Genomic DNA, 20,316 nt, shown 5'->3' with positions numbered 1-20,316 from the left:
GCGGCTCAGCCGAACCAGCCGTGCAGCATCCACGGCGCATGCGGGTCATTGCGTGTGCGGAACGCCCAGCCGCGCTGGCCGTGTGCGGTTTCCACCACGTAGTAATCGCGGCGCGCGTCGGCCTGGTCCCACCAGCCCGATTCGATCCGCTCCGGCCCGGCGATGATGCGCAGGCGCGGATCACGCAGTGGTTGCGGGGTGTCCAGCAGCCAGCCTGGGCGCAGTGGCCAGTAAGCGGGCGGTTTGGTCGGGGGCTGGATACCACTGGCGCGTTCAGGGCGATGGTCGGCCTGTACCGCCAGCGGCTGCACGGCGTCATCGCCCAGCCGTGCGCGCAGGCGCTCACGCAGCTGGCTCCAGGGCATGGCCTGCGCCGGCCGGGTATCGAACAGGTCGCGTGCGGCGGGCACGAACGGCGGCAGCTGCTCGGCCTGCAGGCGCAGTGCGCGGCTGCCAGCGGGCAGGGCGAAGGCCTCCATGCGATTGCGCGCGATCTCGAACAGCAGTGTGGGATCGCGTTCGGGTGCCAGCAGGCCGATGGTCAGCACGCTGGCCGGCAGCAGGTCATGCTCGAAATGCAGGTCGAAGCGTTGCACGCCGCCATCGCGCGAGCACAGGAAGGCGGCCAGGTCCAGCAGCAGGCGACGCAGCGGGAACAACAGGGCCTGGCTGGATTCGATCTCGTATTCGAATTCGATGCGCGCATCGAACCGGTCCGGTGGCTGGTAGTAGCGCAGTGGCGCGGTGGGCAGCCCACGCAATGCATCCAGCTGCTGCAGTACCTCGGGGGCGAAGCGCCGGGCCAGGCTGTCGCGCGGCAGTTCGAGCACCGCACCCAGCGTGCGCAGTCCGGAGCGGCCCAGTACGGTCACCGCTTCGCTGGGCAGGCCGCAGCGCGGCAACGGCAGTTGTGCCAGCGCCGCCGGCAGCTGCTGCGCATCGATGCCGAGGCCATCGTGGACGTTGGCCAGCACGCGCGCGGCATGTGGGGTAGGTGCGGCCACCAGACGGTGACGGAAGCCAAGTTCGTGCAGTTCGTTGCGAAGCCGCTGCTGGATCGTCAGCCAGTCGCCGAACAGGGCGCGGCTGGCGCCGATCTCCAGCACCAGCGCATGCGGGAAATCGAGGCTGACCTGCGAGCTGTAAGCGTAGGCCCAGCTGGCCAGCAGCTGTCGGGTGTGCTGTTCGGCGTTGGGGTCGTAATCGTGCAGATGCAGGTCCTGCACCAGCACCTGCGCGGCCGACAGCAGCATGCCCGGGCGCAGCCCCGCTGCGCGGGCGGCCGGGCTGACCGCACGCAGCACGCGACGCTGTGCCGGCCCCTGCAGCAGCACCAGTGGCCGCTGCGGGTCCGGCTGCAGGCGCAGCACGCTGTCCAGCGCCAGCTGCGGCAACAACAGGCAGGCCCAGTGCATGGCGCGACCTCAGTGGACGATGGCCAGCGGCAACGGCTGCGCCGGCGGCAGACCGCCTCGGCACTTCAGCACCCGCACCTGGCCGTGGTCGAGCTGCAGGCGCAGGCTGGCCGGAGAGGGGTTGCGCGCCGCCTGCGCCTCGCGGAACACGAAGCCCAGGCACTGGCCGCTGTCGGCGGCCACCTGCAGGCGGCGCAGGGCGCGGTCGTCGGCCTGGTGTGGCCAGCACAGCACCGCCGCGCAGGCGGCAGAGCGCAGGCACTGCTCGGCGGCCCAGAGCGCTTGTTTCGGTGCGGCGTGGATGATCTGCAGCTGGGCCAGGTCCAGCCCGGCTGCCGCCCAGGCCGGGGCATGCGGGCGATAGGGCGGGGCGACCAGCACGATCGGGCGGTCGCGCTGGCTCAGCTTCGCCAGTGCGGGCCAGACCAGGGCCAGCTCGCCCACCCCGGGCGCGCCCTGCAGTACCTCGCACAGCCCGCTGGCCGGCCAGCCGCCGCCGGGCAGGCGCGCGTCCAGTGCCGGGTGGCCGCTGGCCAGGTGGTCGCTGGCCGGCCCCTGGCGGGCCGGGCCGCGCCACAGCTGGCGGCCGTCAAGCAGCCGGTCGAGGGCGACGACGGCACCCATCAGCCGGCCCTCCAGGGGAGGCGCCGGGCGGGCTGGAAACGGCAGGAACGGGCGGAGACGGCGGGCATGGCGCGAGTATCGACGGGCCGGTATCAGGGGCTGAGACCAGACATGCTACTCGCCTTGTGAGTAAAATTACTAATGAAATCGGAGGGTCCGGTTTCAGGTTGCTGAAGGGTAAAAAGGAGTGCCGACCAAGGTCGGCACCCACAGTTCCCGGTTACGGGCGCACTGGCAATGCCACCGGTCGCAGCGGTGCGGCATCGCCGCCGCGGATCTTCAGCGGGCCGCCGATGAAGGCGAACTCGTAGACCTTGTCGCGGGCCAGTTCGTCCAGCGCCACCAGCTCGATGATCGGCGCGCCCTGCTGGGCCAGCAGGTAGGTGTGCAGCGGCACGTAGTCGTCGGACACCTCCGAGGGGAAGGTCTCGAAGCTGAGGTTGTCGGCACCGACGATCATCGCGCCGCTGTCCTCGACCAGGAAGCGCGCCGCGTCCAGGCCCATGCCCGGCGGGTTGGCCATGTACGCCTTGGGCTGTTCGAACAGGCGCATGCGGCCGGTGCGGATCAGCACCACGTCGCCCTGCTGCAGTTTCACCTTCTGGCGTGCCAGCGCATCCTTCAGGTCCTGGCGGGTGACGCGGTAGCTGTCCGGCAGCATGTCCACGCCCTTGGCGGCGGCCACGTCGATCAGCACGCCCCGCGCGATCAGCGGCGGGAATTTCTCGATGCCGGTGACATTCCAGCCACGGTCGCCAAGATGCTTGTCGGCCTCGAAGCCGTTCCAGATCTTCCCGTGGATGCCGAAATGGTTCAGCGCATCGATGTGGGTACCGGTGTGGCTGTACATCGAGAACGCGGTGCCGGTGTAGCTGCGGGTGAGGTTCATGGTCTCGCCCACGCCCATCGGGTCGTCCATCACCGTGCCGCGCGGGGTGTGGGTCATCCAGAACTGGTAGTGCGGGTCGCCGGCATCCTGCCAGCTGGGCATGCCGACGTAGTACTCGGTGGCCAGGTCATAGGCCTTGCCGCCGCTGACCCGCGACAGGATCGCCGCGCGCGAGGCCTCGGTGATCAGGTTGAGGCGGCCGATCTCGTCCTTCGGCCCCCAGGGGCTGGTGCCGACCTGCTGGCCGGAGGGAACGCGTTCGTGCGCGGACACGGTGGTGGACGCGGCGGCGCCGGCCAGCAGCAGGGCCAGCGCGGTGGCCAGGATGCGTGGGGTCATGGGAAGTCTCCTTGCAGGGTGGGGGAGGGTGCGGCTCAGGCCGCGACCAGGGGCGCCAGGGCCTGGCGCAGGTGTGGCAGCGGCAGGGTCTGCAGGCGCAGGCCGTTGCCGCCGATCACGGTGGGTATGGAACGGATGCCAAGGGCAGCGGCTTCGGCACGATCGTCCTGCACACGCTGGCACACTGCGTCGCTATGCATGTGGTCAGCGAACGCGCCACGTGGGTGGCCCAGCGATTCGGCGATATCCAGCAGTACTTCGGCATCACCGATGTTGCGGTGCTGGTGCAGGTGCGCCCACTGCACGGCATCGAACATCGCGCCATGGGCGTTGTTGCCGCCCATCAATCCGGCGGCCTGGCAGGCCAGTGCGCCGAGCCAGCCGGAGGGATATTCGAAATCCTGTGCGCGCATGCCTTCGATATCGATGCGCGCGGTGTCTTCATGCGCGGCGCAGTCGGTCCAGTGGCGCAGGATGATCGCCTTGGCGCGCTCCATCGAGCCGAACACCTCCACCATCTGCGCGCGCGAGTCCTGCAGCACGAAGCTGCGGTGGCGCACCTGGATGCCGAGTTCGGCCGAGACCTGCTGCAGGCGCGGGGCCAACACGAAGCACCAGCCGCAGACCACGTCGTGGAAGAAATCGACCACCGGCACGGCGGTGGTGGGGGACGGAACGGAAGACATCTGCCTGCCATCGGTGAGAGGGGAGGCGGCAGAGTAGGCAGCGTGGCGTGGCTGAAACAGCGCGCCGCGGGCAGCTCAGTTTTCGCTGGCGGTTACGAATCCAGGCCGGCGCAGCCGGGCAGCTCGGCGTGCAGGAAATCGATGAAGGCACGCACCTTGGGCTGCAGGTGGCGCGAGGTGGGATAGACCGCATGCACGAAGCGCGGCGGATAGCGGTGGTCGGGCAGCACCTGCTGCAGTTCGCCACGGGCCAGCGCCGGTGCCGCCAGGAACGAGGGCAGCGCGCCGATGCCCATGCCGGCCACCAGCAGGTCGCGCAGCAGCAGGCTGTTGTTGACGGTCACGCGCGCTGGCAGGGTGATCGTCACCTGGCCATCCGGGCCGAGCAGCGGCCAGCTGCCGGGTGAGTCGGACAGGCTGTAGGCCAGCACGCTGTGGACCTGCAGATCGTCCACTGCCTGTGGTGCAGGGTGCTGCTGCAGGTAGGACGGCGCCGCGCACAGCACCTGCTGCAGCGAGGCCAGGCGGCGTGCCACCAGCCGTGAATCATCCAGCTCGGCACGCAGCCGCAGCGATACATCGAAACCCTCACCGACCGCGTCGAGCAGGCGGTCTTCCATCACCAGGTCCAGCGACAGCTGCGGATGCTGCTGCAGGAAGCGTGGCAGCAGCGGCGACAGCGTGCTCAGCGCGAACGACTGCGGCGCATTGACGCGCAGGCGTCCGGCCACCTCGCCACGCTGCTCGGCGATGCCGCGTTCCAATGCGTCCAATTCGTCGAGCAGGCGGCAGCATTCGCGGTAATAGGCGTGGCCGGTCTCGGTCAGGCTCATGCGCCGCGTGGTCCGCTGCAGCAGCACCACGCCCAGGTGGGTTTCCAGCGTGCGCAGCTGTTTGCTCAGCCCGGCAGGCGACATGCCCAGGTCTTCGGCGGCGCGGGCCAGCCCGCCGCGTTCGACGATGCGGCGGAAGGCACGCATCAGGTTGAAGGAATCCATGCCGGCCCCGGGCGCGATGAGGGCGCCATTGTAGAGCCGCGCCATGCGTGATGTGGGAAACGCGGCGCCGACCAAGGTCGGCGTCTACCCGGTGCGCGCGGGTTGCGCCGTTTGTTCAAGCCAGCACCCCATACGCGGCGCCAGCATGCAGGCCCCTCACTTTCCGGGTTGCCCATGAAGCACTGGATGCTCCGCCTGTATGCCCCGTTGTTCCTGCTGGGTTTCATTGCCGCTGCCGTCGTCTGGGTCGGCCACTGCCACGGTGACCCGCTGTGGTTGCTGGCCTTGCTGGCGGTCGCCATCGCGGTCTCGTTCGCCGCCGAGCGTGCCTGGCCGTACGACCCCGCGTTCAACCACGACCACGGCGACAGCCTGCGTGACACCCTGCATGCGCTGGTCAACGAAGGCCTGAACCTGCTGTCGATCGCCGCGGTGCCGTTGCTTGCGGCGATCATTCCGTGGCAGTTGTGGCCGGTGCAGTGGCCATTCGCGCTGCAGGTGCTGCTGACCATCGTCTGCGCTGATCTCGGCATCACCTTGGTGCACTACGCCAGCCATCGCATTGGCTGGTTGTGGCGGCTGCATGCGGTGCATCACAGCGTCACCCGCATGTATGGCTTCAACGGCCTGATGAAACACCCGCTGCACCAGGCGGCCGAAGCGGTGGGCGGCGTGCTGCCGCTGCTGCTGGTGGGCCTGCCGATGCCGGTGGCTGCGGTGCTGGCGTTCGCCATTGCCATCCAGCTGCTGCTGCAGCACTCCAACGTGGACATGCGCCCCGGCGTGCTGGGCCGGGTGATGGCCTGGGCGCCGCTGCACCGCTTCCACCACATGCGTTACGGCACCGCGGGCGACGTCAACTTCGGCCTGTTCCTGACCGCCTGGGATCACCTGCTGGGGACCGCCTTCGATGCGCCGGGCTATCGGCTGCGTCAGCACGACCTCGGCATCGGCAGCCAGCCGGACTATCCGCGCGATTACCCCGGGCAGCTGCTGGCGCCGTTCCGAGAACTGCCACATGGCGAGGTGCCGGAGCTGCCCGAAGGCCTGCGCAGGCGCGAATGATCGAACGTGTCAGGCCGCGTGAAGCTGCAGGCCCTGCAGCTGTGCGGCACCGATGCCGAACATGCGGCGCAGGCTGCGCGAGAGATGGGCCAGGTCGGCGAAGCCGGCGGCATGTGCACTGTCGGTCAGGCTGTGCCCCTGCAGGTGGTGCGCGAGCGCGGCACGCAAGCGTTGCCACAGCACCCAGCCGCGCAGGGTCACCGCCAGGTCAGACTGGAAACGCCGGTGCAGCTGGCTGGTCGACAGATGCGCCGCCTCGGCGATGTCGGCGGCCGGCACCGGGCCGGGCAGGTGCTGGGTGATACGGGCCAGCGCTGCCTGCACCCGCCGGTCCAATGGCTGCGCGCGGCTCAATCGCGGCAGCCAGTCCTGCAGTTCCATCGCAGTGTCGGGCAGCGCGTGCAGGTGCTGCTGGATCTGTTCGAGGTCGGCATGCGCCGGCTCAAGGAACACCGTGCAGCCCGCCTCCGGCGCCGACAGGATCGCGTGCGGCTGGAACGAAGGCAGCCACAGCCGCTGGCCCTGCTGGCGCACACCGTCGATTTCGACCCGCCAGGGAACATCCTCGCTCAACAGCAGCTGGTGGGCGTAGTGCGCATGTACATCGCTGTCACCGGCATGGCCCTGCAGCACGGCCACGTGAGCATCCAGCAGCAACGTGCCATTCCAGGGCAGGGCAGGGGAGGACATGGAGGGATTGTAGATCCACGCCATGCGTGGATGAATCTCCATCGAAATCGAATATTCCGAGAGTTGGACGAAGAGCAGCCGAGCATGGGCTCGGCTCTACAGCAGGCCGTGCGGGGAATTGTCGAAGGCGGGCCCATCCCGCCTACCCACAGGAGCCCGGCTGTTGCTTTGGCTTTGGCTGTCGCCTCTGCGGGTGCCGGGCGCCGCCCGGCCGAACCCTCACCGCCCCTGCGGATCCGGCCGGTGATGCACGTACTCGACCACCGTGCCATCGGGATGCACCGCGTTGAACGCCGCCCCGGTGGGTACCACCTGCAACGGGAAGATGATCTCGGCGCCAGCCGCGACCAGTTTGTCGTGATAGGGCCGGACGTCATCGACCAGCAGTGTCCCCGTGGTCGAAGTGAACGGTGCCAGCGCCGCCTCGCTGCCTTCGATCAGCAGGAACGCACCGACCATCGCCAGGCGCAGCCCGGCCTCCGGAAACGGGAACCCCGCATCGGCCACCACGCCCTGCAACTGCTCGTAGAAGGCCACGCTGCGCTCCAGCTCCCCCGGGGCCACGAACACCCGGATCAACACGCGCGGCGCGCGCTGGCTGGAGGTGTCACAGCGGTCGCGCCAGAGATGGTCGAAGTCGCGATGGACGGTCATGGGCTCGGTTCGTGGCCAGGGACCCTCATTATCGGCAGCCTCGCGCGGCGCGCTGATGACCGCCGGTGATGGCCTGATAACCGCTGGCCGGGTTGCCCCTGTGACTTAGGTCCTGTTGACAGGTGTGAACGCCCTCGCACAATCTTCACAGGATTGGGCCGCCCTGCGCGGCCTGGGCAGGCAGGTTGTCACGCCGGGAGGAGGGTCCCGCGCGCAGACCGGCCCGTCCATAGGCCTGCGGGACGTTGCCTGGCAACCCCTGCGCGGCATGAACGCTGCACCCTTCGGCGGCACTTTCCCTGGACCGATTGCCTTGGCAACGGAATTACGCCTGCCGATGAAAACGTTTACAAAGCCGCTTGCACTGTCCCTGGCCCTGTCTGCCGCACTGGCCGCCCCGGCCTGGGCCGACCCCGCCGCGTTCACTGTGCTGACCCTGGAACAGGCCCCGACGGACGAGGCGATGCCGGCCCTGGCCGCCCAGCTGAAGACCCTGCAGGTGGACGCGGTGAGCGTGCGCCAGGTGCAGCGCGGCATCGGCCAGGTCGATCCGCTGCAGGTGCTGGCCGATGGCCTGGGCTACGAGTACCGCTTCATTGCTGCCGGCAAGGACGATGGCCAGACCCAGCGCGGCCAGGCCGTGCTGACCCGACTGCCGATCGCCGCTGAATCCGGCCCCGACCAGCCGGGCCTGAACTACCTGCGCCTGGACGACGGCCGCCACACCGTGGCGGTCTATACCGATGCCGGTGCAGGTGCGGCGCAGCTGCCGGCGCTGGTCACCCGTTCGCGGCTGGGTGCACCGGCGGTGCTGCTCGGCGCGGTGGCCGGTGAATCGGCCAAGGCCGCAGGCTTCGATCCGGCGCGTGTGGCGTTGGAAGCCGATGCCAGCTATTTCAGCGATGGCTTCCAGGCCGCCAGCAGTGCGCCGTTCAAGGTGGAAGGCAGTACCCTGCGCGCCACCCTGCTGACCCTGGCCTATGCCGCCGACAAACATGGCGACAGGCCGTGGATGGACACCACCCTCAACGCCGATGCGCGCGCTGCGCTGCTGCTGAAGGCGATGACCGAGGACGAGAAGTTCCAGATGCTGCACAGCTATTTCGGGCTGGGCAAGGACGGTGGCCCGCTGCCGGAAGGCGCGGTCGGTTCGGCCGGTTTCGTGCCGGGCGTGGCGCGGCTGGGCATTCCGTCGCAGCAATCGGCCGATGCCGGCGTCGGCGTGACCAATCCCGGTGGTATCCGTCCGGGTGACTTTGCCACCGCCATGCCGTCCGGCCCGTCCACCGCCTCCAGCTGGAACCGCGATGTGGCCTTCGCCGGTGGCGCCACGATGGGCCGCGAGGCATGGCAGCAGCGCTTCAACATCCTGCTGTCAGGCAGCGTCAACCTGCAGCGCGACCCGCGCAACGGGCGCAATTTCGAATACGCCGGTGAAGACCCGCTGCTGGCCGGCTCGATGGTTGGCGCGCTGATCCAGGGCGTGCAGAGCCAGCACGTGATCTCCTCGATGAAGCACTTCGCGCTGAACGACATGGAGACCCGTCGCAACTTCCACGACGTGCGCATCGGCGAACAGGCCATGCACGAGTCGGACCTGCTGGCCTTCGAGATCGCGCTGGAGGCTGGCCGCCCGGGCGTGGCGATGTGCTCGTACAACAAGATCAACGGCACCTACGGCTGCGAGAACGGCTACCTGATGAACCAGGTGCTGAAGCAGGAATGGAAGTTCCCCGGTTTCGTGATGTCCGACTGGGGCGGCGTGCACAGTGGTTCGAAGGCCGCGCTGGCCGGCCTGGACCAGCAGTCGGCCGGTGAAGTGTTCGATGCGGCCGTGTTCTTCGATGAACCGCTGCGCCTGGCCGTGCACGGTGGCGTGGTGCCGCAGGCGCGCCTGAATGACATGGTGGCGCGCATCCTGCGCACGATGTTCCTGCATGGCAACTTCGACAATCCGCCGCAGCACCAGAAGGTCGATGCCGAGGCCGGTTTCGCCGTCGCCCAGCGTACAGTGGAAGAAGGCAGCGTGCTGCTGCGCAATGAGGGCAACCTGCTGCCGCTTGCCGACAGCGTGAAGCGCATCGTCATCATCGGCGGCCATGCCGACAAGGGCGTGATCGGTGGCGGTGGTTCGTCGATGGTGGGCGTGACCGCCAAGGGCACCAATGCGGTGCCGGGCGTGCTGCCGACCACCTGGCCGGGCCCGGTGATCTTCCACCCGTCCTCGCCGCTGGAATCGCTGCGTGCGGCGCGCCCGGACGCGACCATCGAGTACGTGGACGGCAGCAATGCCGCCGCTGCGGCCAAGGCAGCCGCGCAGGCCGACGTGGCCATCGTGTTCGCCACCCAGTGGGCCGCCGAATCGGTGGACCTGCCGGACATGCAGCTGCCGGACAACCAGGATGCCCTGATCTCGGCAGTGGCCAAGGCCAACCCGAAGACCGTGCTGGTGCTGGAAACCAACGGCCCGGTGCGCACGCCTTGGCTGGCGCAGGTGCCGGCGATGCTGCAGGCCTGGTACCCGGGCATCCGCGGCGGTGAAGGCATCGCCGCGCTGCTGACCGGCCAGGCCAACCCGTCCGGCCGCCTGCCGGTGACCTGGGTGGTGGACGAATCGCAGCTGCCGCGCCCGCACATCGACGGCCTCGGCTTCAAGCCGGCCAAGCCGTTCGGTGATGTGTTCGATTTCGATATCGAAGGCGCCAACGTCGGCTACAAGTGGATGGCGGCCAAGGGCCTGACCCCGACCTTCGCGTTCGGTCACGGCCTGTCCTACACCTCGTTCGCCTATGAAAACCTGAAGGTGAGCGTGGAGGGTTCGCGCCTGGTCGCCAGCGTCGACATCCGCAATACCGGCAAGCGCGCCGGCGCCGACGTGGCCCAGCTGTACCTGAAGCTGCCGGCCGGCAGCACCACGCCGATCCGCCTGATCGGCTACGACAAGGTGAACCTGCAGCCGGGAGAACAGCGCCGCATCCGCATCGAAGCCGAGCCGAAGACCCTGGCCCACTACGATGCACAGGCGCGCCAGTGGAAGATCGACGGCGGCACCTACCAGGTGCAGCTGTCGCGCAATGCGGCCGAGCCGCTGCAGAGCGTGGACGTGCAGCTGGTGGAGCAGGTGCTGCGCTGATGCCTGAAGACACGGCCCCGGAAGGGGCCGTGTTTGTTTGCAGATTGCCGCTGCGCTCGCCGGGCACGGCCCGGCGCTACCGGATATCTACTGTAGAGCCGAGCCCATGCTCGGCTGTTGTAGAGCGGAGCCGAGCGTGGGCTCGGCTCTACAGAAGGCCGCGCCCGGCGGACGCCGTCATCACCCGGGCGTGCCGGTGAACCACCCGCGCAGGAAATCGATCAGCTGACGCACCTTCGGCGAGGGCTGCGTGCTGTGCGGGTAGACCGCGTACACGCTCTGCTGCGGGAAGCGGTGCTGGCGCAGTACCGGGCGCAGCCGGTCCTGGGCCAGATCGTCCTCGATCAGCCAACGTGGCAGCACGATGACCCCGGCGCCGGCCACGGCGAAAGCGCGCAGGCTGCTGGCACCATCTACGCGCACTACCGCATTGCCCGGGTTGGTGGCAAACAAGGCGTCGCTGCCATCCGGCGCTACCACCGGCACATCGGCCAGGCGCGGGTAGCCCAGGCGGGGCAGGGTGCCCAGCTGCACGGGGTCATCGGCAGCATCGGCAGAGGGCAGGCGTACGAGCAGGGACGGAGCCGCCACCGCGCACAGTGGATGGCGTTCCAGCTCGCTGGCATGCAGCTCTGAATCCGGCAGGCGGCCGAGGCGGATGGCCAGGTCGAAGCGTTCGGGAATCAGGTCGGCCGGTGCCGGTGAGGTCGACAGGTGCAGCTGCAGGGCCGGGTGCCGCGCACGGAAGGCCTCCAACGCAGGAATCAAGCGTAGCTGGGCGTACTCCGGCGTGGTGGTCAGGCGCAGCACGCCCTGCAGCTGATGCTGGTCGCGGCGCGCGGCATCGATCGCTGCCTGTGCGGCGTCCAACGCCTGCACGCAGTGCTGCAGGAACTGTTCGCCGGCCTCGGTCAGGGCCAGGTGGCGGGTGCTGCGCAGCAGTAGGGTCACGCCCAGCTCCTGCTCCAGCCGCTTCAGGTTGAAGCTGACCACCGCGCGGCTGAGGCCGAGCCGATCGGCTGCTGCGGTGAGGCTGCCGGCCTCGACCACGGCGCGGAAGATATCGAAGCGATCGAGGCTGACCATGGCAATTCATTGTCAAAGTGGATTTGACAGTGTTGCAGTTGCTGTCGTGTTTTTCCAACAAGGCCCGCACGGCATGCTGGCCGCTTCCCTGTTGGAGCGCCGCCGATGCCGTCCCCCCGCCTGCGCCATGAGGCGATCTTCCTGCTGGTATTCGCCCTGGATCTGGGCAACATGTTCATCGCCACGGTGGCCTATCCGGCATTGGCAGCGGAGCTGCACGCCGACGTCAGCACCCTGGCCTGGGTCGGCACGGCGTACATGCTGGGCCTGAGCGTAGTGATTCCGCTGGCGCCGTGGCTGGCCGCGCGCTGTGGCGAGCGTCGCCTGCTGCTGGTGGCGTTGCTGTTGTTCGCGGTCGCCGCTGTGCTGGCTGGCGCAGCGCCAGGAATCGGCTGGCTGCTCGGCTGGCGCCTGCTGCAGGGCCTGGCCGGTGGCCTGCTGATTCCCGTGGCGCAGGCAGCCGCCTATCGACAGTGCACGCCGGGCCAGCGTGGCGCGCTGACCCGCCGCATCCTGCTGGTTGCGCTGCTGGTACCAGCACTGGCGCCCGCGCTCGGTGGGCTGCTGGTGCAGTGGTTGTCCTGGCGCGGTGTGCTCTGGGCCAGCCTGCCGCTGGCCGTGCTGGCGATTGGACTGGTGCTGGCGTGGATGCCGGCCGATGGCGCGCGCAGTGCGCCGCGCCTGCAGGCCTATGCGCTGTCTACCGCGATGCTGGCGCTGGGCGCGCTGCTGCTGGCGCTGACCTGGCTGGGCGAACCCGACCATCGGGCCGCCGGTGCCGCATTGCTGCTGATCGCATTGCTGCTGGCGGCATTCCACCTGCGGCATGCACGACGGCAGGCGCACCCGTTGCTGCGCTGGTCGCTGCTGTCCCATCGCAGGCTGCGGCTGGCAATGCTGGTGTATCTGGCAGTGCCCGGCGTGTTCATCGGCAGTCAGCTGGTCAGCACGCTGCAGCTGCACCAGGCCGGTTACAGCGCCGCGCGCATCGGCGCATTGATGCTGCCGTGGGCGCTGGCCTCGGCCATCGCGATCACGGCCAGCAAGCGCCTGCTGGCCCGGTTCGGCCCGGCCACGGTACTGCGCGTGGGCATGCTGCTGCAGGCCAGTGGGCTGCTATTGATGGCGCTGCTGCCTCAGCCCGCCTTCGCATCGGCCGCGCTGTTGTTCGCGCTGATGGGCGCTGGCGGCAGCCTGTGCAGCAGTACCGCGCAGACGCTGGCCTTCCATGGCGTGGAGGGGGAGGCGCTGGGCGATGCCAGTGCCCTCTGGAACCTCAACCGCCAGCTCAGTTTCTGCCTCGGTACTGCGGCCATCGCGCTGCTGCTGGCACTGGCCATGCAATGGCTGCCGGCCCATGCCACCGGCGTGGCGCTGGGTCTGGCCGCCGTACTTACCCTGCTGCCCCTGGCGCTGTTGCGCCGGCCGCAACAGCTTTCCTTTCCGCAACCCGAGAATGCCTGATGGATACCACCGCAGAACATGAAATCCACCACCTGCACGACAAACTGCAGGGCTGGTTCCGTGCCGACGTCAGCACCGATGCGCTGGATGGTCTGATGGCCCATTTCTGCGCAGACTTCAGCATGGTCGGCATCGCAGGGCGGCGGCTGGATCGCGATGCCGTGCAGGCGCTGTTCGTGGGAGGCCATGGCGCGCGCGCCGGGTTGCAGATCAGCATCGAGGCCGTGCAGGCCGTGGAAGCGCCGTCACCGTTGGCGGTGCTGCGTTATCGCGAAGGCCATTCGATCGATGGCGGCACGCCTGCTTGGCGGGAGTCGCTGGCGGTGCTGCGGCAGGAAGCCGGGTGCTGGCGCTGGCTGGCCCTGCACGAAGTGCCGGCGGCCTGATGTTGTAGAGCCGAGCCCAGGCTCGGCTGGGGCCACCGCAACCTGCCCGAAAAGCAGCCGAGCGTGGGCTCGGCTCTACAGCGTCGGGTCTGCGCACGCCTACCCGGCCGCACATGTGCCATCAGTCCTGCCTGCATCCGCCGCAGAATGCAAAGTCCGCCCACACCTCATGGCTCAAGGCAGGAGTAGGCTTGAGGCTTTCCTGCCGGGAGGGGTTGTCCATGCGTGTGCGTGCCGTCGCTGTAGCCATTGCCCTTTGCCTGTCCAGCACCGTGCTGGCCGCCGATACCCCGCCGATGACCCCGGACATCAGCGGCAAGCCCTTCGTTGCCCCTGATGTCGGTCGTGACTACGACAAGCGCGTGGTGATGGTGCCGATGCGTGATGGCACCAGGCTGTATACGGTGATCGTGGTGCCCAAGGGCGCCCGCAATGCCCCGATCCTGCTGACCCGCACCCCCTACGATGCCGCTGGCCGCGCCAGCCGCAGTGATTCGCCGCGCATGCGCGACCTGCTGCCGCAGGGCGACGAGGTGTTCGTCGACGGCGGTTACATCCGCGTGTTCCAGGACATCCGTGGCAAGTACGGCTCCGAAGGCGATTACGTGATGACTCGGCCGTTGCGCGGGCCGTTGAACAACACCCAGGTCGACCACTCCACCGACGCCTGGGACACCATAGATTGGCTGGTGAAGAACGTGCCGGAGAGCAATGGCAAGGTCGGCATGCTCGGCTCGTCCTACGAGGGCTTCACCGTGGTAATGGCGCTGACCGACCCACACCCTGCGCTGAAGGTGGCCGCACCGCAGAGCCCGATGGTCGATGGCTGGATGGGTGACGACTGGCTCAACTACGGTGCATTCCGCCAGGTCAACTTCAACTATTTCGCGATGCAGACCGAGAAGCGTGGCAAGGGTACGCCACTGCCCAGCCTCGGTTACGATGACTACAGCACCTTCCTGCGCATCGGTTCGGCTGGCGACTACGCGCGTTTCACCGGCGTGGACCAGCTGACCTGGTGGAAGAAGCTGGTCGAGCACCCGGCCTATGACGGCTTCTGGCAGGGCCAGGCGCTGGACGCGGTAATGGCGAAAACACCGTTGAAGGTGCCGACCATGTGGCTGCAGGGCCTGTGGGACCAGGAGGACATGTGGGGTGCCAACCACGCCTACCAGGCGATGGAAGGGCGCGACAGCGGCAACAACCGCAACTACCTGGTGATGGGCCCGTGGCGACACAGCCAGGTGAACTACAGTGGCAGTGAGCTGGGCGCGCTGAAGTTCGATGGCGATACCGCATTGCAGTTCCGTCGCGATGTGCTCAAGCCGTTCTTCGACCAGTACCTGGTGGACGGTGCGCCGAAGGCCGACACGCCGCCGGTGCTGATCTACAACACCGGCGAAAATCACTGGGATCGCCTGAAGGGTTGGCCGCGCAGCTGCGACAAGGGCTGTGCTGCCAGCAGCAAGCCGCTGTACCTGCGTGCCGGCGGCAAGCTGGCGTTCCAGGCGCCGGCGGCGGGCGAGGGCGACTTCGAGGAGTACGTGTCCGACCCGGCCAAGCCGGTGCCGTTCGTGCCGCGTCCGGTCCGCTTCGGTGACCGCGACATGTGGACCACCTGGCTGGTCAAGGACCAGCGCTTCGTCGATGGTCGCCCGGACGTGCTGACTTTCATGACCGAACCGTTGACCGCGCCACTGCGCATCGGCGGCGCGCCGGTAGTGCACCTGCAGGCCTCGACCAGCGGCACCGACAGCGACTGGGTGGTGAAGCTGATCGATGTGTATCCGGACCAGGAGGCCTCGGCGCCGGAGATGGGCGGCTATGAGCTGCCGGTGTCACTGGCGATCTTCCGCGGCCGCTATCGTGAGAGCTTCAGTGATCCGAAGCCGCTGGCGGCCAACCAGGTGCTGCCGTACCGCTTCGACCTGCCCAACGCCAACCACACCTTCCAGAAGGGGCACCGGGTGATGGTGCAGGTGCAGTCCAGCCTGTTCCCGCTGTATGACCGGAACCCGCAGACCTACGTGCCGAACATCTACCTGGCCAAGCCGGGCGATTACCAGAAGGCCACGCAGCGGGTCTGGCACAGTGCGGCGCAGGCCAGCTACATCGATCTGCCGGTGTATTGAGGTTGGTGAGATCCGCCGGGTGTGCGATGCCCGGCGGCTGCGGTAGTGCCGGCCGCTGGCCGGCAACTGCAATGGCGCGAGAGCGTGTCGACCAAGGTCGACACCTACCAAGGCACTGGTCTTCACCCCACCTTCGAGGGGCCCGTGCGCCAGCGGCTGGGGACCAGGCCGAAGCGCTTGCGGAATGCAGCGGCGAAGTTGCTGGGGTGGCGGTAACCACTGGCGGCAGCGGCCTGCTCGACCGTCCAGCCGTCCTCGCGCAGGCCCTGCTCGGCATGGCGCATGCGCTGTTCGTGCAGGTAGTCGAACACAGAGCTTCCGTACTGCTGGGCGAAATGACGGCGCAGCGAACTTGGGCTCATGCACGCCAGCTGCGCCAGCTCGACCAGGCTGTGGGCGTGGCTGGGGTCGTCATGCAGGTAGGCACGCACGCGCTCCAGGCGCTCGCGCTGGCCGGCCCGCAGCGTTCGTACATGGTCGGTCTGCAGATCCTCGGCCTTCAGGCCAACGGCCAGCAGCTGCAGTGCAACGCCCTCGCGCCACAAGGCGTCGATGCCATCTTCCCATGGGCTGTCGAACAACTGGCCGAGTACCGGCAGCAGGGTATGCGGAATGGCCCAGTGGCGGCATTCCAGGTGGCTGTTGAGCGCGGTCTCCAGCTGCGGCAGATGGAACAGATCCGGATCGATCTGGCCGGGCACCATGACGCTGACGCCGCGCATGCGCGTTTCGCCGGGATGCGCACCGGTCATCTCGACCTGCTCGCGGTGGTGCGCGGTCATCGCCGTGCCGGCGCGCAGGGTGAAACCACCGCGTCGCGGAATGCGCACATCGACCTGGCCCTGCAGCATCACGCGGATGGCCAGGCCGGGGCTCTGCTGGGCGGTCGCTACATAAGGAAAGCGATTATGGACGTCGGAGGCGATCAGGCTCATGCCGCCGCGCAGGAATTGCTCGTTGACCTCGCCATGGCCGGCCCACTGGTCGTCGCGCAGGTGTTCCGGGTCAGCGCGGTAATCGAAGCCATGACGGTGGCCAAAGCGGCGGTAATCGGCAAAAGTGAAGTATCGGGACATCGCTCGGCACGTACTTTGGAGGTGGACGCTGGCATTACCTCGCCCACGCGCTCTGCAACGCAGATGCAGATCCGGTCGTTACCCGCGCAGGCATGCTGGGAAGCAGTGGCGTGGGCACTCTGGATGGCTGGGGAAACGCCAGGTTGAATGGAGTGTGTCGAAGAAACTGGAAACGTTTCCCATTGTCGCCTCGATTCGCGCGCTTTTGATTCCAATAGGGTCAAAACGATTGACGATTACGGCCAAAGTGAAAATGCCGCCGAGCATACGCAGGCGTTTTGCATGCATATCCGTACGTAATTCCATACATCAACTTGAGTTGAGGTTTCATGGCTGGAACGATCGCCCGTAGACGCGGTGTCAGCCAGGCCATCACAGGCACGCGCGTAGGGTGGGGCGGTTGGCTGCTGCAGGCCACTTCGATATCCCCACTGATGGAGAACGCAGATGATTGACTACCAACTCACCGGCAAGACCGCGATCGTGACCGGCGGTGTGTCCGGCATTGGTCTGGCCGTGGCGCAGACCCTGGCGGCGTCCGGCGCGCGGATCTCGGTCTGGGACCTGAAGCAGGATGCGGTGGATGCGACCGTGGCGCAGTTGCGCGATGCCGGTGCGCAGGCGATTGGCATCGCGCTGGACGTCACCGACGATGCCGCGGTGGAGGCGGCGGTGCAGCGCACGATCAACGAACTCGACGGCCTGCATGTGGCGGTCAACAACGCCGGTATCGGCGGGCCGGCCGCCAGCAGCGGTGACTATCCGATCGATGGCTGGCAGCGGGTCATCGACGTCAACCTCACCAGCGTGTTCCTGTGCCAGCGTGCGCAGATCCGGGCAATGCGATCCGCTGGAACCGGCGGCAGCATCATCAACATGGCCTCGATCCTGGGCCAGGTGGGGTATGCCGGTTCCACCGCTTACGCGGCGGCCAAGCACGGCGTGGTCGGGCTGACCCAGACAGCCGCGTGGGAACATGCTGCCGACGGTATTCGTGTCAACGCGGTCGGCCCGGGCTTCATCAGCACGCCGCTGCTGGAGAAGATGGACCCGAAGGTGCGCACGACGCTGGAAGGGCGCCACGCCCTGAAACGCCTGGGCACGGCCGAGGAAGTGGCGGCACTGGTGGCCTGGCTGGCCAGCGACGATGCCTCGTTCGCGACCGGTACCTACTACGCCATCGATGGTGGCTACCTGGCGCAGTGAGCGAATGCGGTCAGTAGATCCACGCCATGCGTGGATGACAGCGTGGGGTGAAGAAGGCGTGCCATCGCCTTCACCCCCGTCCCACGATCGCCACGCGACGCTCCGGGAAACTCCCGGAGCCTGCCCATGGAACTCACCCAGGATGTCTCGATCCTGCTGCGCGTAGCCGCAGCGATGCTGTTCGGCGGCGTGCTCGGTGTCGAGCGCGAAATGGGCAAGCACGCCGCCGGCCTGCGCACGCACATGCTGATCGCCGGGGCCGCTGCGCTGATCGTCGGCCTCGGCGACTCGGTCGCCGAACATTTCCAGCAGGAGCGCTATCGCGACCTGTTGCAGGTCGACCCGGTCCGTCTGATCGAAGCGGTGGTGGCCTGTGTCGGCTTCGTTGCCGCCGGCACCATCCTGCGCGGCTCGCGCGAAGACCAGGTCAGCGGATTGACCACTGCCAGCTCGTTGATCATGGCGGCGGCCATCGGGATTGCGGTGGGGATCAGCAAGTACGTGATCGCCATTGGAGTGAGCGTGCTGTGTGTGCTCGTGCTGGCGGTGATGCGGCGGTTGGAGAAGAAGATCTCATAGGGGAGGGGGCGGACGAGGTTGCCAGCCAGCGGCCGGCACTACCACGGGTAGTCATAATGGTAAGACCAATATGTGATCTAGCCCTATGGTCTAATAGGCGCTTCGTCAGTGTGGCGGTTAAATCCGCTCTACGTGGCCTGATCAAGATCGATATTGGTAAGACCAATGATCGACAGGCACGGCGACCCACCGCCTGCGGTGGAGCACATCCCGCCCCCAGTCGAGAGCTTTCATGCAGCCCTGGCAACACCTGTACGACCCCGCCGGCAACCTGTGGTTGTCGAGCCTGATCGCGCTGCTGCCGATCGCGTTCTTCTTCGTTGCCCTGGCCGTGCTGCGCATGAAGGGCTGGCTGGCCGGCACCATCACCGTGGCCATCGCACTTGGCGTTGCGCTGCTGTTCTACCGCATGCCGCTGACCCAGGCGCTGGGTGCGGCTGGCTTCGGCTTCGTCTATGGGCTGTGGCCGATCGCCTGGATCATCATCGGCGCGGTGTTCCTGTACAAGGTCTCGGTCAAGACCGGGCAGTTCGACATCATCCGCGCCTCGATCCTGTCGGTCACCGAAGATCAGCGCCTGCAGATGCTGATGGTCGGCTTCGCCTTCGGTGCCTTCCTGGAAGGTGCGGCCGGTTTCGGCGCACCGGTGGCGATCACCGCGGCGCTGCTGGTTGGGCTGGGCTTCAAGCCGCTGTATGCGGCTGGCCTGTGCCTGATCGTCAACACCGCGCCCGTGGCCTTTGGTGCCATGGGCATTCCGATCATCGTGGCAGGGCAGGTCACGGGGCTGGATGCGTTCGAGATTGGCCAGATGGCGGGCCGCCAGTTGCCCTTCCTCACCATCATCGTGCTGTTCTGGATCATGGCGATCATGGATGGCTGGCGCGGCATCAAGGAAACCTGGCCGGCGGTGCTGGTTGCGGGTGGCTCGTTCGCCATCGCCCAGTACCTGACCTCCAATTTCATCGGCCCGGAACTGCCGGACATCACCGCGTCGCTGGCGTCGCTGGTGTGCCTGACCCTGTTCCTGCGCCGCTGGAAGCCGGTGCGGATCTTCCGCTTCGACACTGAAACCAGCGCCGAAGCGGCCGCCCAGGCACTGGAAGCGCCGCGCTACAGCGTTGGCCAGATCGCCAAGGCGTGGTCGCCGTTCCTGATCCTCACTGCGATGGTCACCCTGTGGAGCATCAAGCCGTTCAAGTCGCTGTTCGCGGCGGGCGGCCCGCTGGAAGGCTGGGTGCTGAAGATTCCGGTGCCGGGGCTGGACCAGCTGGTGCAGAAGATGCCGCCGATCGTGGACGCGCCGCTCAGCTATGAGGCGGTCTATAAATTCGACTGGTTCTCGGCCACCGGGACCTCGATCATCCTCGCGGCGGTGATCGCGATCATCGCGCTGCGCATGCCGGCCCGTTCGGCGCTGCAGACCTTCGGCGAGACCGTGCGTGAGCTGCGCATGCCGATCTACTCGATCGGCATGGTGCTCGCGTTCGCCTTCATCGCCAACTATTCGGGCCTGTCGGCCACGCTCGCCCTCGCGCTGGCGCACACCGGCGATGCGTTCCCGTTCTTCTCGCCGTTCCTGGGCTGGCTGGGCGTGTTCCTGACCGGTTCGGACACCTCGTCCAATGCGTTGTTCTCGGCACTGCAGGCCACCACAGCGCAGCAGATCGGCGTGTCCGACGTGCTGCTGGTAGCGGCCAACACCACCGGCGGTGTCACCGGCAAGATGATCTCGCCGCAGTCGATTGCCATTGCCTGTGCGGCGGTCGGCCTGGCCGGCAAGGAATCGGACCTGTTCCGCTTCACGGTGAAGCACAGCCTGGTCTTCACCACGATGGTCGGCCTGATCACCCTGGCCCAGGCCTACTGGCTGACCTGGATGATTCCCTGAGCC

General features: G+C 67.6%; 17 protein-coding genes. 8 read left to right on the top strand and 9 right to left on the bottom strand.

The features are described from left to right. Positions 1–5: 5 nt before the first annotated feature. From QRO91_RS02980 to QRO91_RS02960, 5 genes are all read right to left on the bottom strand, one after another. Entirely contained in the window at positions 6–1,415 is a 1,410-nt protein-coding gene (locus QRO91_RS02980) for a DNA polymerase Y family protein (protein WP_049429046.1), read from the bottom strand. A 9-nt stretch (positions 1,416–1,424) separates the two neighbouring features. After that, positions 1,425–2,039 (bottom strand): translesion DNA synthesis-associated protein ImuA, encoded by a 615-nt coding sequence (gene imuA, locus QRO91_RS02975; protein WP_049429045.1) that lies wholly within the window; start codon positions 2,037–2,039, stop codon positions 1,425–1,427. A 220-nt stretch (positions 2,040–2,259) separates the two neighbouring features. Beyond that, on the bottom strand, positions 2,260–3,267 hold the full coding sequence (locus tag QRO91_RS02970; RefSeq protein WP_049429044.1) for a cyclase family protein: 1,008 nt from the start codon (positions 3,265–3,267) through the stop codon (positions 2,260–2,262). A gap of 35 nt (positions 3,268–3,302) precedes the next feature. Next, complete coding sequence (locus tag QRO91_RS02965; RefSeq protein WP_049429043.1) at positions 3,303–3,953, bottom strand: DsbA family protein; 651 nt, start codon at positions 3,951–3,953, stop codon at positions 3,303–3,305. Positions 3,954–4,045: 92 nt separating this feature from the next. Beyond that, positions 4,046–4,996 (bottom strand): LysR family transcriptional regulator, encoded by a 951-nt coding sequence (locus tag QRO91_RS02960; RefSeq protein WP_180849033.1) that lies wholly within the window; start codon positions 4,994–4,996, stop codon positions 4,046–4,048. A gap of 141 nt (positions 4,997–5,137) precedes the next feature. Here QRO91_RS02960 and QRO91_RS02955 point away from each other — a divergent pair, with 141 nt between their 5' ends. After that, entirely contained in the window at positions 5,138–6,016 is an 879-nt protein-coding gene (locus tag QRO91_RS02955; protein ID WP_238378689.1) for a sterol desaturase family protein, read from the top strand. Positions 6,017–6,025: 9 nt separating this feature from the next. On the opposite strand, the gene QRO91_RS02950 is transcribed toward QRO91_RS02955, so the two are convergent. Both QRO91_RS02950 and QRO91_RS02945 read right to left on the bottom strand, forming a co-directional pair. Then, positions 6,026–6,730 carry an AraC family transcriptional regulator gene (locus QRO91_RS02950; RefSeq protein ID WP_100443820.1) on the bottom strand — a complete coding sequence of 235 codons (705 nt, stop codon included), beginning with the start codon at positions 6,728–6,730 and terminating at the stop codon, positions 6,026–6,028. A 195-nt stretch (positions 6,731–6,925) separates the two neighbouring features. Further along, positions 6,926–7,360, bottom strand: a complete 435-nt coding sequence (locus QRO91_RS02945) for a VOC family protein (protein WP_049429041.1) — start codon at positions 7,358–7,360, stop codon at positions 6,926–6,928. A gap of 337 nt (positions 7,361–7,697) precedes the next feature. On the opposite strand from QRO91_RS02945, the gene QRO91_RS02940 reads away from it, so the two are divergent. Continuing rightward, a complete protein-coding gene (locus QRO91_RS02940; protein ID WP_080355000.1) occupies positions 7,698–10,493 on the top strand; it encodes a beta-glucosidase in 2,796 nt (931 codons plus the stop codon). Positions 10,494–10,673: 180 nt separating this feature from the next. Here QRO91_RS02940 and QRO91_RS02935 read toward each other — a convergent pair whose 3' ends face one another. Continuing rightward, positions 10,674–11,579, bottom strand: coding sequence for a LysR family transcriptional regulator (locus tag QRO91_RS02935; RefSeq protein WP_197650547.1), 906 nt, complete (start codon positions 11,577–11,579; stop codon positions 10,674–10,676). Positions 11,580–11,684: 105 nt separating this feature from the next. Here QRO91_RS02935 and QRO91_RS02930 point away from each other — a divergent pair, with 105 nt between their 5' ends. The 3 genes from QRO91_RS02930 (at position 11,685) to QRO91_RS02920 (ending at position 15,561) form a co-directional block, all read left to right on the top strand. Next, positions 11,685–13,043 carry an MFS transporter gene (locus QRO91_RS02930; protein ID WP_049429039.1) on the top strand — a complete coding sequence of 453 codons (1,359 nt, stop codon included), beginning with the start codon at positions 11,685–11,687 and terminating at the stop codon, positions 13,041–13,043. Continuing rightward, a complete protein-coding gene (locus QRO91_RS02925; protein WP_049429038.1) occupies positions 13,043–13,429 on the top strand; it encodes a DUF4440 domain-containing protein in 387 nt (128 codons plus the stop codon). Before QRO91_RS02930 ends, QRO91_RS02925 begins: the two co-directional genes overlap by 1 nt. Before the next feature lie 221 nt (positions 13,430–13,650). Further along, on the top strand, positions 13,651–15,561 hold the full coding sequence (locus QRO91_RS02920; protein ID WP_049429037.1) for a CocE/NonD family hydrolase: 1,911 nt from the start codon (positions 13,651–13,653) through the stop codon (positions 15,559–15,561). 122 nt (positions 15,562–15,683) lie between these two features. Here QRO91_RS02920 and QRO91_RS02915 read toward each other — a convergent pair whose 3' ends face one another. Further along, on the bottom strand, positions 15,684–16,637 hold the full coding sequence (locus QRO91_RS02915; RefSeq protein ID WP_049429036.1) for an AraC family transcriptional regulator: 954 nt from the start codon (positions 16,635–16,637) through the stop codon (positions 15,684–15,686). Between the two features lie 447 nt (positions 16,638–17,084). On the opposite strand from QRO91_RS02915, the gene QRO91_RS02910 reads away from it, so the two are divergent. From QRO91_RS02910 to lldP, 3 genes are all read left to right on the top strand, one after another. Further along, positions 17,085–17,843 (top strand): SDR family NAD(P)-dependent oxidoreductase, encoded by a 759-nt coding sequence (locus QRO91_RS02910; RefSeq protein ID WP_049429035.1) that lies wholly within the window; start codon positions 17,085–17,087, stop codon positions 17,841–17,843. Positions 17,844–17,969: 126 nt separating this feature from the next. Then, positions 17,970–18,422: an MgtC/SapB family protein gene (locus tag QRO91_RS02905; RefSeq protein ID WP_049429034.1), complete on the top strand. Its 453-nt coding sequence runs from the start codon at positions 17,970–17,972 to the stop codon at positions 18,420–18,422. A gap of 232 nt (positions 18,423–18,654) precedes the next feature. Then, positions 18,655–20,313, top strand: coding sequence for an L-lactate permease (lldP, locus tag QRO91_RS02900; RefSeq protein WP_049429033.1), 1,659 nt, complete (start codon positions 18,655–18,657; stop codon positions 20,311–20,313). The last annotated feature ends 3 nt before the right edge of the window (positions 20,314–20,316 follow it).

It is taken from the genome of Stenotrophomonas maltophilia group sp. Smal32 (assembly GCF_030237085.1).
Classification (GTDB): Bacteria; Pseudomonadota; Gammaproteobacteria; order Xanthomonadales; family Xanthomonadaceae; genus Stenotrophomonas; species Stenotrophomonas maltophilia_Q.
Note: the sequence above shows the minus strand (reverse complement) of the source record. Positions and strands in the feature narration are given on the sequence as shown.

Bases quoted from the DNA above. Each gene is read 5' to 3' on its own strand.
- QRO91_RS02970 (WP_049429044.1), bottom strand. From the start codon at position 3,267: ATGACCCCACGCATCCTGGCCACCGCGCTGGCCCTGCTGCTGGCCGGC.
- QRO91_RS02910 (WP_049429035.1), top strand. From the start codon at position 17,085: ATGATTGACTACCAACTCACCGGCAAGACCGCGATCGTGACCGGCGGT.
- QRO91_RS02925 (WP_049429038.1), top strand. From the start codon at position 13,043: ATGGATACCACCGCAGAACATGAAATCCACCACCTGCACGACAAACTG.
- QRO91_RS02905 (WP_049429034.1), top strand. From the start codon at position 17,970: ATGGAACTCACCCAGGATGTCTCGATCCTGCTGCGCGTAGCCGCAGCG.
- QRO91_RS02915 (WP_049429036.1), bottom strand. From the start codon at position 16,637: ATGTCCCGATACTTCACTTTTGCCGATTACCGCCGCTTTGGCCACCGT.
- QRO91_RS02960 (WP_180849033.1), bottom strand. From the start codon at position 4,996: ATGGCGCGGCTCTACAATGGCGCCCTCATCGCGCCCGGGGCCGGCATG.
- QRO91_RS02920 (WP_049429037.1), top strand. From the start codon at position 13,651: ATGCGTGTGCGTGCCGTCGCTGTAGCCATTGCCCTTTGCCTGTCCAGC.
- QRO91_RS02980 (WP_049429046.1), bottom strand. From the start codon at position 1,415: ATGCACTGGGCCTGCCTGTTGTTGCCGCAGCTGGCGCTGGACAGCGTG.
- QRO91_RS02930 (WP_049429039.1), top strand. From the start codon at position 11,685: ATGCCGTCCCCCCGCCTGCGCCATGAGGCGATCTTCCTGCTGGTATTC.
- QRO91_RS02945 (WP_049429041.1), bottom strand. From the start codon at position 7,360: ATGACCGTCCATCGCGACTTCGACCATCTCTGGCGCGACCGCTGTGAC.
- QRO91_RS02940 (WP_080355000.1), top strand. From the start codon at position 7,698: ATGAAAACGTTTACAAAGCCGCTTGCACTGTCCCTGGCCCTGTCTGCC.
- QRO91_RS02955 (WP_238378689.1), top strand. From the start codon at position 5,138: ATGCTCCGCCTGTATGCCCCGTTGTTCCTGCTGGGTTTCATTGCCGCT.
- QRO91_RS02950 (WP_100443820.1), bottom strand. From the start codon at position 6,730: ATGGCGTGGATCTACAATCCCTCCATGTCCTCCCCTGCCCTGCCCTGG.
- lldP (WP_049429033.1), top strand. From the start codon at position 18,655: ATGCAGCCCTGGCAACACCTGTACGACCCCGCCGGCAACCTGTGGTTG.
- imuA (WP_049429045.1), bottom strand. From the start codon at position 2,039: ATGGGTGCCGTCGTCGCCCTCGACCGGCTGCTTGACGGCCGCCAGCTG.
- QRO91_RS02965 (WP_049429043.1), bottom strand. From the start codon at position 3,953: ATGTCTTCCGTTCCGTCCCCCACCACCGCCGTGCCGGTGGTCGATTTC.
- QRO91_RS02935 (WP_197650547.1), bottom strand. From the start codon at position 11,579: ATGGTCAGCCTCGATCGCTTCGATATCTTCCGCGCCGTGGTCGAGGCC.